Origin of the sequence: Streptomyces sp. NPDC051364 (genome assembly GCF_040682115.1) — a bacterium.
Taxonomy (GTDB): Bacteria; Actinomycetota; Actinomycetes; order Streptomycetales; family Streptomycetaceae; genus Streptomyces.
The window spans coordinates 12778-24943 of sequence record NZ_JBFBAH010000003.1 but is presented as its reverse complement, the minus strand read 5'-3'; the positions used below and the strand labels follow the sequence as shown (position 1 = coordinate 24943).

General features: G+C 72.6%; 11 protein-coding genes. 5 read left to right on the top strand and 6 right to left on the bottom strand.

The annotated features are described in order from the left end of the window. Positions 1 to 45: 45 nt before the first annotated feature. From AB0M76_RS07105 to AB0M76_RS07090, 4 genes are all read left to right on the top strand, one after another. On the top strand, positions 46 to 780 hold the full coding sequence (locus AB0M76_RS07105) for a class I SAM-dependent methyltransferase (protein WP_365951962.1): 735 nt from the start codon (positions 46 to 48) through the stop codon (positions 778 to 780). Beyond that, complete coding sequence (locus tag AB0M76_RS07100; protein ID WP_365951961.1) at positions 777 to 1859, top strand: prenyltransferase; 1083 nt, start codon at positions 777 to 779, stop codon at positions 1857 to 1859. Before AB0M76_RS07105 ends, AB0M76_RS07100 begins: the two co-directional genes overlap by 4 nt. Positions 1860 to 2027: 168 nt before the next feature. Continuing rightward, entirely contained in the window at positions 2028 to 2699 is a 672-nt protein-coding gene (locus AB0M76_RS07095; protein WP_365952342.1) for a hypothetical protein, read from the top strand. An 81-nt stretch (positions 2700 to 2780) separates the two neighbouring features. Next, entirely contained in the window at positions 2781 to 3236 is a 456-nt protein-coding gene (locus tag AB0M76_RS07090; protein WP_365951960.1) for a hypothetical protein, read from the top strand. Between the two features lie 84 nt (positions 3237 to 3320). On the opposite strand, the gene AB0M76_RS07085 is transcribed toward AB0M76_RS07090, so the two are convergent. The 5 genes from AB0M76_RS07085 to AB0M76_RS07065 all read right to left on the bottom strand — a co-directional run bounded on the left by AB0M76_RS07085 (position 3321) and on the right by AB0M76_RS07065 (position 10046). Further along, entirely contained in the window at positions 3321 to 6059 is a 2739-nt protein-coding gene (locus AB0M76_RS07085; RefSeq protein WP_365951959.1) for a PKD domain-containing protein, read from the bottom strand. Positions 6060 to 6147: 88 nt separating this feature from the next. Next, on the bottom strand, positions 6148 to 7161 hold the full coding sequence (locus AB0M76_RS07080; protein ID WP_365952341.1) for an LLM class F420-dependent oxidoreductase: 1014 nt from the start codon (positions 7159 to 7161) through the stop codon (positions 6148 to 6150). Positions 7162 to 7308: 147 nt separating this feature from the next. Beyond that, positions 7309 to 8136, bottom strand: a complete 828-nt coding sequence (locus tag AB0M76_RS07075) for a hypothetical protein (protein ID WP_365951958.1) — start codon at positions 8134 to 8136, stop codon at positions 7309 to 7311. Between the two features lie 133 nt (positions 8137 to 8269). Next, positions 8270 to 9250, bottom strand: coding sequence for an N-acetylmuramoyl-L-alanine amidase (locus tag AB0M76_RS07070; protein WP_365951957.1), 981 nt, complete (start codon positions 9248 to 9250; stop codon positions 8270 to 8272). 154 nt (positions 9251 to 9404) lie between these two features. Beyond that, the gene (locus AB0M76_RS07065; RefSeq protein WP_365951956.1) at positions 9405 to 10046 is read right to left on the bottom strand and encodes a class I SAM-dependent methyltransferase; all 642 of its coding nucleotides are present in this window, start codon (positions 10044 to 10046) and stop codon (positions 9405 to 9407) included. Positions 10047 to 10305: 259 nt separating this feature from the next. On the opposite strand from AB0M76_RS07065, the gene AB0M76_RS07060 reads away from it, so the two are divergent. Further along, positions 10306 to 11124 carry a hypothetical protein gene (locus tag AB0M76_RS07060; protein ID WP_365951955.1) on the top strand — a complete coding sequence of 273 codons (819 nt, stop codon included), beginning with the start codon at positions 10306 to 10308 and terminating at the stop codon, positions 11122 to 11124. Between the two features lie 18 nt (positions 11125 to 11142). On the opposite strand, the gene AB0M76_RS07055 is transcribed toward AB0M76_RS07060, so the two are convergent. Continuing rightward, the gene (locus AB0M76_RS07055; protein ID WP_365951954.1) at positions 11143 to 12147 is read right to left on the bottom strand and encodes a polyprenyl synthetase family protein; all 1005 of its coding nucleotides are present in this window, start codon (positions 12145 to 12147) and stop codon (positions 11143 to 11145) included. Positions 12148 to 12166: the final 19 nt, after the last annotated feature.

Sequence of the window (12166 nt, the reverse complement as noted above, 5' to 3'; positions counted from 1 at the left end):
CCACACCACCCCCGAACACCCCCGCGACCGCGAAGGCAGGACCCCGTGCTGACCGTCGATTTCTCCCGGTTCCCGCTCGCCGCAGGCGACCGTGTGCTCGATCTGGGCTGCGGCGCCGGCCGGCACGCCTTCGAGTGCTACCGGCGCGGCGCCCAGGTGGTCGCAGTCGACCGCAACGGCGAGGAGATCCGCGAGGTCGCCAAGTGGTTCGCCGCCATGAAGGAGGCCGGCGAGGCCCCGGCCGGCGCCACCGCCACCGCCATGGAGGGCGACGCGCTGGCCCTGCCCTTCCCCGACGAATCCTTCGACGTCGTCATCATCTCCGAGGTGATGGAGCACATCCCCGACGACAAGGGCGTGCTCGCCGAGATGGTCCGCGTCCTCAAGCCCGGCGGCCGCATCGCCATCACCGTGCCGCGCTACGGCCCGGAGAAGATCTGCTGGGCGCTCTCCGACGCGTACCACGAGGTCGAGGGCGGCCACATCCGCATCTACAAGGCCGACGAGCTGCTCGGCAAGATGAAGGCCGCGGGCCTCAAGCCGTACGGCACGCACCACGCCCACGGGCTGCACTCCCCGTACTGGTGGCTCAAGTGCGCGTTCGGCGTCGACAACGACCAGGCGCTGCCGGTGAAGGCGTACCACAAGCTGCTGGTCTGGGACATCATGAAGAAGCCGCTGGCCACACGGCTCGCGGAGCAGGCGCTCAACCCGCTCATCGGCAAGAGCTTCGTGGCGTACGCGACGAAGCCCCACCTGCCCGTCGGCGCGACGAAGTGAGCTCGCCCGGGCGCACCGAACGCCTGGTCCTGGACGGGGTGCTGACCGCCGAGGAGGCCGCCGGGACGGTGGCCGGCATCCTCGCCGCGCAGCGCTCCGACGGGGCCATCCCCTGGTTCCGCGGGCACCACCTCGACCCGTGGGACCACACCGAGGCCGCGATGGCCCTGGACGCGGCCGGCGAGCACGAGGCCGCGGAACGGGCCTACGACTGGCTGGCCCGGCACCAGAACGCCGACGGCTCCTGGTACGCGGCCTACGCCGACCGGCCGGACGGGGTGGACACCGCCGAGCCGCAGGACGCGAGCCTGGAGAGCAACTTCGTCGCGTACATAGCCGTCGGGGTCTGGCACCACTACCTGGCCACCGGCGACGACCCGTTCCTGGATCGCATGTGGCCCGTCGTCTACGCGGCGACCGAGTTCGTACTCGGACTCCAGCAGCCGGGCGGCGAGATCGGCTGGAAGCGGGAGGCCGACGGCACGCCCGTCACGGACGCGCTGCTCACCGGCTCCTCCTCGATCCACCAGGCGCTGCGGTGCGCCCTGGCGATCGCCGAGCACCGCGAGGAACCCCAGCCGGACTGGGAGCTGGCGGCGGGTGCACTCGGGCACGCGATCCGGCGGCACCCGGAGCGGTTCCTGGACAAGTCCCGCTACTCGATGGACTGGTACTACCCGGTGCTGGGCGGCGCGCTCACCGGCGCGGACGCGAAGGCGCGGATCGAGGAGCGCTGGGACGAGTTCGTCGTCCCGGACCTCGGAGTGCGCTGCGTCCTGCCGAACCCGTGGGTGACGGGCGGGGAGTCCTGCGAGCTCGCCCTCGCCCTGTGGGTGACGGGCGAGTCGGACCGGGCGCTGGACATCCTGCGCTCGATCACGCACCTGCGCGCCGACAACGGCATGTACTGGACGGGCTACGTCTTCGAGGACAAGGCGGTGTGGCCGGTCGAGCAGACGACCTGGACGGCCGGGTCGCTGCTGCTGGCCGTGGCCGCGCTGGGCGGCGACGAGGCCACCGGGGCGGTGTTCGAGGGGCTGGAGCTGCCGTCCGGACTCGAGCCGGACTGCTGCCGCTAGCACCCTGTCCGGCGGCCCGTCGGGCCGGATGATGCGGGCGGGCCGCGGAGCGCGCCACCCGGGAGAGCCGATCGGGTTTCCCGAGTGGCGCACCCCGGGGCCCCGGGTGACGCTGCGGGGGAGACACCTCACTCCCCGGAGGCAACCGTGTCCGAACCCAGCGTGTCCATACCCAGAACTTCCCGACTGCGCCGCGCCGTCACGGCGCTGCTCGTGTCCACCGCGCTGGTCGCAGGAGGCACCGCGTGCAGCAGCGGCGCCGACGGCAGCAGGGGCCAGCGCGAGGCCGTCCCCGTATCCGTGGCCGCGCAGCAGGCGGTTGCCGACGAGGCGCTCGCCGCGCAGGTGCTCGCCGCAGAGGCGGTTGCTGCGCAGGAGGTCACCGACGAGGTGCCCGCCGCCGAGCCCACGCCCAGCACCCCGGCGGAGAAGCAGAAGTTCTCCAAGGCGCGCTTCGTCGCCAATGCGGGCCTCGCGGCCGGGGCGACGTACCAGTGGATCATCAAGCCGTACCGCGCGGGCAAGTTCAAGAAGGGCGCCAAGGGCCGTACGTTCGCGCTCATCAAGGCGGGCCTCGCAGGCGCCTTCGCGTACAACCGGCTGAAGGCGGCGGCGGACAACGCCAAGGGCGACCCGCTGCTGTCGAAGGCGGTGGCCCCGCTGACGGCGGGCATCGCGTCCCTCAAGGGCCTGGGCTCCAAGCTGCGCAAGGGCAATGCGGGCGATGCCGACATCGGCTCCTTCGAGGGCGTCATCAACGGCGTCAAGGACGCCGGCAAGAGCGCGGGCGCCACGGTGACCGACAAGGTCCCGAGCGCCGGCCAGCTCAGCGGTGGATAGGCCTCCGGATCCCGCGGGCAGGCCGGACGGGCAGCGTCGCCCGCCCGGCCTGCCCGTCCGGCTGCCTGCTTCAATGGGCGGATGATCGAGTTCCTGGCCCTTGCGGCCGCCGCCGTCGGCGTCGGGTGGCTCGTCCGGCGCAGGCACCGGCAGCGGGTCGCCGCCGGGAGCCCGGACGGGATCCCGTGCATGGCCCGGCACCCGGCCGGCGCGGGCCGCTGGCGGATGGGCCGGGTGTTCCCCGGCCCCGGCGGGGCCCGCTGGGTGCCCCGGCGCGGTGAGCCCGTACCGCTGCCCGGCGGCCGGGCCACCGGGGTGCGGGTGCCGTCCGTGAAGGAGGGCATCTCCATCAACCCGGGATCGCGGATCGTGGCGTGCACGTACGGGACCGTCGAGGACGACGCGGGCGGCGAGGGCGGCGAGGGCGGTGAAGGCGGCGCGGGCGGCGGGAGCATCGAGATCGCCGTCATGCCGCTGGATCTGAGGGAGTTGCTGGCAGCGGTGCCGCCGCCGGAGGCGGACACGCCCTCACCCTGACACCCCCGCCCTGACACGCCGGGAGCCCCGGTCACCGCGGTGTGCGCGGTGGCCGGGGCTCCTGACGTGCTGCGGTGTGTGTGATCAGCCCTCGCTGAAGTAGCCGAGCAGGTCGGAGATCACGTGGGTGCTGCCGCCGAAGCTGTTCCCGATGACGACGCGGCCGTCGGCCGCGGGGGTGGTGACGTGGTTGGGGACGGTTTCACCGGGGCGGGTGTTGAGGCTGCTGACGCCCGGGCGGATGCTGCCGTACCCGTACACGGTGAGGAAGCCGGGGCCGGTGGAGTCGGTCGCGGTGACGTTCAGCGCCGCGGCGATCGCGTTCGCCGGGATCCCGGTGACGGTGGTCGTCGCGCCGGGGGTGAGCTTGCCGGTGCTGCGGGTGTCGGCGAGGCGCTGGGGGACGACGGGGGTGAACAGGCCCTTGGCGTCCTTGGCGTAGTAGCCCACGGCGTCCAGCACCAGGTGGGTGGAGCCGGAGTTGGTGTACAGGGTGATGGTGCCGTCGGGGCCGACGGGGACGATGGCCTGGTTCGACTTGTCCTTTCCGGGTTCGAGGTTGAGGTTCGAGGTGGCCGGCCGCCTGGTCGGGTCCGGGTAGGCGATGACGTGGGCGTTCTCGGTGGCGCCGGTGCCGGTCATGTTGAAGGCGACGGCGGTGGCGTCGGCGGGGATCCCGTTCACGCCGGCGACCTTCACCGTGCGGGTCTGGCCGCCGCTCAACGGGCGGTCCGTGACGCGGGTGTCGAGGAAGCGGGTCGGAGTGAGCGGGGAAAACCGCTGCCCGGCGTTCGGCTGGTAATAGCCGACGAAGTCCACGATGAGCGCGGCCTTGCCGGAGTTGAGCTGCGCGGAGACCAGGCCGTCGGCGCCGATGGGCACGGTGACGGTGTTGGAGGAGGTGCCGCCCGCCTTGACGTTGACGTTCGAGGTGGCCGGGCGGGGCTGGCCCGAGGGCCAGACGCTGAGGTGCGTGTCCTCGGTGGCACCGGTGACGGTCACGTTCAGGACCACGGCGGAGGCGCCGGCCGTGTGGTGCGGGCCGGAGCTGTAGTAGTGGACGGGAACGTCGACCGGCGTGGCGGTGCCGCCCTGGACCGGGGAGCCGGTGGTCCGCGTGTCCAGGATGCGGTACGGGGCGACCGCGACGTAGCCGGCCGGGGTGTAGGCGACCTGCACGGTCCGCTCGGCGGTGGAGGTGGCGCCCTTGATGTCCGTGAGGGTCACGGTCACCTTGTACGTGCCGGGCTGCTTGTAGGCGTGCTGGACCGGGTCCAGCGTGCTGCCGGTGTCCTTCGCGCCGTCGCCGTAGTCCACGTCCATCCGCGCGATCGGCCACGGGGCCGCGGCGCTCTGCGGGTCGACCTGGACGGACAGCGGTGTCACGAGCCGGTTCGGGTCGCTCGCGCTCGGCAGGTACGGCTCCGCGATGAAGGCCGCGGCCAGCGGAGCGGCCGGGGTCACCTTGATCGACTGCTGGCGGTAAGCCTCCTTCCCCGCGGCGGTGATCGCCTTCACCTGGACCGTGCACGCGCAGGGCGACTGGTAGACGTGCTCGGCGGTGGCCGCCTTGGTGACGACCGGAGCCGTCCCGTCACCGAAGTCGTAGCGGTACGTGAGCGTTCCGGGCCAGTTGTTGTCCGCCACGGCCTTCACCTGGACGGTGGTGCCGACAGGGGCCCAGCTCTGGGCGATCTCCAGTTGGACGCCGCGCACCTCGTCCTGGGACTCGTGTGCGCCGCGGTCGATGAACCCGCCGTCCTTGCCTGTGTTGGGCACGCGCGGGTCGTCCGTCGTCGGGTACCCGTTGTAGTCGGTGGGCAGGACGCCGGGCGCGGTCGGGTCGCCGGAGTCGACGGTGGGGGAGCGCTCCCACGGACCGACGTCCGAGGTCGTCGGGGTCAGGATGTCGTGCGCGCCCTGGCCGGTCGCGGCCTGGAACGCCGCCGGGGTCGTGTGGACGACCTCGGCCCACTTGTAGGGGACCACCCCGTCCGCCGGGAAGCCGGCCAGCAGGTTGTAGTCGGCGCGGGTGCCGGTCGCGGAGTCCTGACCCACCAGGATGCCGCTGCGGGGACCGGGGTTGACGCACGACTTGGGGGTGCTGGTGTGGATCAGGTTGTTGAACGCCCCGGAACCGGTGGAAGCGCTGCGGAAGGAGACGGCCGCATCACAGCTGAGGTAGAGGGTGTTGTTGGTGACGATGGTGCCCGGGCCCCAGACCGCGTCGACCGCTGCCGTGATGCCGCCGCGGATCTGGTTGCGGCTCAGCACGGTGCCCCGGGAGCCGCCCTCGATGCGGACGGGGTTGAGCAGGTAGCTCCTGCTCACGCGCACGTCGGCACTGCCCCAACCGACGACGACGGAGGCGGGGTCGGTCGTCGAGACGCTCGTGATCCGGTCCAGCTCGACATCGGTGGAACGGCTGACCTGGACCCCTCCGGGTGAACTCAGCCCGCGCACCACCACGTGGGAGGCGCCTTGGACCTTGAGGCCCTTGACCCGGGCGAGGCTGCCGGTGTTCGGCCCGGCGACGATGGAGATGGGCTTGCCCGGCTCCCCGGAGCGCTCGATGGTGACCGTTTCGTCGTACGGCTTGTTCGCGAGGACCCGAACGGTCTGGCCGGGCTGCACGACCTTGGTGGCCGCCGAGATCGTGCAGAACGGAGTGTCTTCGGAACCGGGTCCGGTGTCGGAGCAGTTGGGGAGGTAGGCGTTGTTCACGTAGAGCGTGGACGGGTTGTCGGCCGCGGCGGCGGCCGGAATCCCGAGAAGGGTGACCAGACCCGCGGTCAGCAAGACGGTCGCACGAGTGGGACGCAACAGGGAGTTCCTTCAAGCAGAGGACGAGCGGCGTCGATCATCATCTACTTTCGGTCAGTCCCTGTCACATCTGATTTCCGCATCGGAATCACCGGCTGTTGAGTTCGGCCAGGACGCGGAGGGTGTGGGGGTCCGGGGCTGTCAGGAGCAGGTCGGTGACCGGGCCCCCCCGCCACAGCTCGAGGCGTTCGGCGATCCGCTCGCGCGGCCCGATCAGGGAGATCTCGTCCGCGAACGCGTCCGGGACGGCGAGCACCGCCTCCTCCCGGCGCCCGGCGAGGAACAGCTCCTGGATGCGGCGGGCCTCCTCCGCGTAGCCCATCCGCCCCATCAGGTCGGCATGGAAGTTGCGGGCCGCGTGGCCCATCCCGCCGATGTAGAAGCCGAGCATCGCCTTCACGGGCAGCAGCCCCTCGGTGACGTCGTCGCAGACCTTGGCCCGGGCCATCGGGGCGATCATGAACCCCTCGGGCAGGCCGGCGAGCGAGGCCTGGTAGACGTCCGTGCGGGTCGGCGACCAGTACAGGGGAAGCCAGCCGTCCGCGATCCGGGTCGTCTGGGCGATGTTCTTCGGGCCCTCCGCGCCCAGCAGGACCGGCAGGTCCGCGCGCAGCGGGTGGGTGATGGGCTTCAGCGGTTTGCCGATGCCGGTGCCGTCCTCCCCGCGGTACGGGTGCTGGTGGAAGCGGCCGTCGAGCGCGACGGGGGCCTCGCGGCGCAGCACCTGGCGGACGACGTCGACGTACTCGCGGGTCGCGGTGAGCGGGCTCGCGGGAAACGGGCGCCCGTACCAGCCCTCGACCACCTGGGGGCCGGAGAGGCCCAGGCCCAGCATCATCCGGCCGCCGGAGAGGTGGTCCAGGGTCAGGGCGTGCATGGCGGTGGCGGTGGGGGAGCGGGCGGCCATCTGCGCGATGGCGGTGCCGAGGCGGATCCGCGAGGTGTGCGCGGCGATCCAAGTGAGCGGGGTGAAGGCGTCCGAACCCCAGGCCTCGGCGGTCCACACCGAGTCGTAGCCGAGGTTCTCGGCCTCGGTGGCGAGGCCGAGGTGGGCCGGGTCGGGGCCGCGGCCCCAGTAGCCGAGTGCGAGTCCGAGGCGCATGTACGTCCCCTCCGCGATGCCGTGGTGGCGCCGTGCGTGCCGCGCCACAGCCGTATCTGACGATGCGTCAGGTGACTGTAGGGCAACGGCCCCCCGCCCGGAAGGGCGGGGGGCCGTCGGGGCGCTGCACCGGCCGTCGGCGCGGGGTCAGCCGCGCTGGATGCCCGAGGTGTCGTTCAGGACACCGCGGCGGCCGTCCTGGGTCTGCGCGATCAGCGTGGCGGGGCCGCGCTGGTCCACCGCCAGGTACCAGGTGCCCGGGGCGAGTTCGGCGATCGGGGTGGGGGAGCCGTCCTCGGGGAAGAGGGGGCGGGCCACCGGCACCGCGAACCAGAACGGGGTGAAGTCCCCCGCCGGGGCGGGCGCCTGGTCCTGCGGCGCCGGGGCCGGGGCCGGGGCCGGGGTCGGGGTCGGGGTCGGGGCGCCGCCGTACGGCGGGGCCGGCTGCGGGGTGGCCCCGTACGGCTGCGGCTGCTGGCCGCCCGGGTAGCCGTACCCGGTGCCGGGCTGGGGCTGCGCCCCGTACGGCGCGGGGGCGACGGGCCTGGCCTCCGGCACCAGCGCGCCGGCGAGCGCCGGGACCTTGCTGCCCGCGACGGCCACACCGGCCAGCGCGAGGGTGGCCAGGAAGGCGATGATGCAGCCCGCGCCGAGGTCGGCGCCGCTCGGGCTGGTGATCAGGGACCAGAGGGAGGACCAGGCGGCCGCAACCGCGAGAACCGTCCCCCACGCGGCCAGGGGCAGGCCCGCGAGCTTCCGGGTCTCCGGCTGGAAGCGGGCCGCGATGATCAGGCCGGCCGCGATGAAGCCGAGCAGGAAGATGGTGGGAAGCGCCAGACGGTAGACGTCGGTGTCCCACACGCTCGGCAGGTCGAGGCCGGTCGCGGAGTAGAAATCGAGGAACGAGGCGATGAACAGCAGCGCCGCTGCTCCGATCACCACGCCGTCGCCTCGAGTGAGGGAGCGGATGTTCACGTCTTAGGTGTCCTTCTCGGTCTCGGTCGTCTCGTGGTGCCGCGGTCCACGTGCAGGAGCGGGGCGGGCGGGACCATGGTACGGAGGTTCCCCGCGGCCGAGAGGATCGGGGCGGCAGGCTGTCCCGGTGGGACTACCCGCCCAAGAAGCCGACGATGCCGTCCGCGATGCCCTGGGCCGCCTTCTGCCGCCACTCCGGACTCGTCAGCAGCGCCGCGTCCTTGGCGTCACGCATGTTGCCGCATTCGATGAACACCTTGGGCTGCGTGGAGAGATTGAGTCCGCCGAGATCGTCGCGGACGACCAATCCCGTGCCGCTGCCGAGGTAGTTGGCGGGGGCGGAGCCGGTGGTCCGGGCGAAGTTCGAGGCGATCCGCTCGCCGAGGTCCCGCGAGGGGCCGACGATCTTGGCGGTGTCCGCGGCACCTCCCTTGACCTTGGCCGGGAGGATGATGTGGTAGCCGCGGTTGCCCTCGGAGACGCCGTCCGCGTGGACCGAGACCACGGCGTCGGCGGTGGCCTCGTTGCCGATGCGGGCGCGCTCGTCGATGCAGGGGCCGAAGGGGCGGTCGGCCTGGTGGGTGAGGACCACCTTCAGGCCCTTGGCCTCCAGGACGGTCCGCAGCCGGCGGGACACGTCGAGGGTGAACTCGGCCTCCATGTAGCCGGAGTTCGTGGTGGTGCCGGTGGTGTCGCACTCCTTGCGGTTGGTGCCGATGTCGACCTTCTTGTCGATCTCGGAGGTGTGCTTGAAGTTGCCGGTGTTGTGGCCGGGGTCGATGACCACGGTCTTGCCTGCGAGCGGGCTCTTGGCGGGGCTCTGGCTCTTGGCGGGGCCTTCGGCGGGGCCTTCGGCGGGGCCTTCGGCAGGGGCGGAGCTCGGGGTCGCCGCCGCGCCGTCCGTGGGGGAGGCGGCCGGCATCACGATCCGCGGCGGGCGGGCGTCGTCCGCCCCCGCCCCGGTCGTCACCTGTACGAGGACCCACCCCGCCAGGGCGGTCGGGGCGAGCACGGCGGCTCCGACGGCGAGGCCGGAGCGGCGTGCGAACCACCGCCGCTCCGGGCTGACCGAGGAGGCGGACTCGGGGGATGGGGGACTGTCGTCGTAGGGCACGTCGCGATGCTAGACCGGCCGCCGGCCGGCGGCGCGGACCGTGGGCCATACGGGGGCGTGGTGTGGTTATCCCGTTATATGGCCGGATGTGCCGAATGGCCCCGGCGGGTCGGCAGCATGGCCCTCCGGGCCCCCGGGGCCGGCCGCGCCGTCCTCAGATGCCCGGGGCGGTGCGGCGCAGGACGCGGAGGGAGTCGGTCACCGAGACCTCCTCGAAGGCACCGGAGGCGAGGGCGCGCAGGTAGATCCGGTACGGGGCCTGGCCGCCGTCGGCCGGGTCCGGGAACACGTCGTGGATGACGAGCGTGCCGCCCTCGGCGACGTGCGGGGCCCAGCCCTCGTAGTCGCCCGTGGCGTGCTCGTCGGTGTGGCCGCCGTCGATGAAGACCAGGCCGAGCTTCCCGCCCCAGGCCGCGGCGACCTGCGGGGAGCGGCCCACGATCGCGATGACGTGGTCCTCGAGGCCCGCCCGGTGGAGGGTGCGGCGGAAGGTCGGGAGGGTGTCCATCAGCCCGACCTCCGGGTCCACCACGGTCGGGTCGTGGTACTCCCAGCCGGGCTGCTGCTCCTCGCTGCCGCGGTGGTGGTCGACCGTCATGGCGGCCACGCCGGCCTCGCGGGCGGCGTCGGCCAGCAGGATGGTGGAGCGGCCGCAGTACGTGCCGACCTCCAGGAGGGGCAGCCCCAGTGCCGCTGCCGCGGTGGCGGCCTCGTACAGGGCCAGGCCCTCGCGTACGGGCATGAACCCCTTGGCGGCCTCGAAGGCGGCGAGGGTCTCCGGCTTGGGGGTGGCCATGTGTTCCTCCGGGATGGGGGTGGGGTGGTGCGGGTGGGCTGGGCGGCCCATGGTGCCTTACCGGCTGGTAGGGCACCATGCCGGGGCCCTCCGGGGTGGGGGGTGGGATGCCGCTGCGCGGGGCCGTCTCCCCGCCCCGCCCTTTCACCGTTTCCCGGGGGCGAGCCCCGGAGCCCCGTCGGGTGCGGCGCCTCCCCCAGACTCCTTCCGGGGGCAGCGCCCCCTGGGGGTCCCGGCCGGCCGGCAGTGGCCGCCCGCCGTGTACGAGCTGATCGCCGCGCAGCGGGCCGAGATCGACCGGCTGCTCGGCGGCGAGGCCCCTGCGGTCGCGAAGGCACCCGAGCCCGAGCCGGAGCCCGAGCCCGAGCCGGAGCGGCGTCCGGCCCCGGTGGACTTCTCCGAACGGGCCACCGAGGAGGCCGGCCCCGGAGTGGTGCCCCAGGCGTCGTCGCCGCGGCCGGACTCGAGTTCCCGGGGCAGGGCTGCATGGGTGGCCGGCGGTGTGCTGGCCGTCGGCATCGTCGTCGTGGCCGCGTCGTTGTGGCCCGAGGGCGGGGGCGGATCCCCGACGGGGAAGGGGAAGGCGCCCGCCTCCGCCTCCGCGCCCGCTTCCGTGGCCATCGCCGTCGGCCTCGGCAAGTACGCGAGGATCCCCACCTGCGAGGAGATGGCAGGGCGGTTGCCCAAGGGGCGGACCGTGGCCAAGGACCGCCATGCCGAGCAGGCCAACACGGCGCAGACCAGCTGCGCCTGGTATGCCTCCGACCCCTCCGAGCCGCCGACCGAGGTGGTCCTGTGGGACCTGCTGCTCAGCCGCTTCGGAATCGAGCTCGCAGCCGACGAACAGCAGCGCCACTTCAACACGGCATGGAGCGGCGGCGACCGGGAGACCGGTCTGGGCGTCGGTGACGAGGTCTACTGGACGGACAAAGGATCCAAGACCGTTTGCGCTCTCGCCGTCCGCGACGGCAACCTCACCGTCGACGTGACCCTCACACGCGAACGGCACCCCGGGTCGTCGTGTGAGCAGGATGCCAAGAAACTCGCCCGTACCGCGCTGGCGGCCGTGCCGCGCTGATCCGCCCGGAACGACGGCCTACACGGCGGCCGGGACGAGGTGCGTCCGCAGGAGCATCTGCGCCGCGTGGTCGACGAGATGCCGCATGCCGGGTACGTGGTGCTCGTCGCCGTCCAGGGTGGTGAGCAGGCGGTGCGCCTCCGCGCGGAACGCGTCGAGGTCCGCGGTGTACCGGTCGAGCGCGGCCGGTGCGAGGAGGAGGCGGGTCAGCTCGGCGCGCGCGTCCTCGGAATTCCGCGCGGCGGCGCAGCAGCCGAGGACGTCCTCCCGGTCCCGGGGCGTGGCGGCGTCATCGAGGACGCAGGTGAGCAGATAAGTGACCGTCCCGTTGAGGAGGTCCTCATTGCGGCCGGACAGGATGTCTTCCTGGTCGTTGAACAACTGCCACAGGATGCCGAATATGTAGCCGAACTCCCGCCACAGTTCTACTCTTTCGTCACTCGCGCCCGACAATATCGCCGCCATCGCCGTGATCATCGAGAACGGCCCGCCGGATTTCCCGCGGTAGGCCTCGACCACCGAGTTCCGGGTGGCGCCGTCGGCATCTCCGTCGATGTCGGTCAGCTGCCCCTCGGCGCCCACCACCCAGCCGGTCGCGATCTCGGCGGTCAGCGCGCCCTGGACCGCCGCCGGCACCGGGAGGGACCGGATGATCTGAATCGGCAGCACTGCCCCGCTGAGCACCGAGGCCAGCAGCGCCTCGTTCTGGCTCAGGCTGTCGGAGGCGGTCGTACCGTGCCCGTCGGCCAGGTCGTCGAGGTAGCAGGCCGATGTCCACCACAGCACGTGCACGGCGGACAGCGGGACGGCCGGTCCGGGATCCCCCGTCTCGATGGCGTGCACCATCATCGGGAGGACGGACAGGGGATGCCTCAGTTTTTGATGCCGGAGGAGTCTGCTCACCGCGCTCTTGGCGGCGCCCGTACCCGAGGGCGGGGCGAGCCGTAAGAGGGCGGTTTCCAATTCCGCCTCGATGTCCAAGGAGACTTGCCGGTGCAGGTCCACGTACGTCACGCAATTCACAGGCGATTTCCTTCCTGAA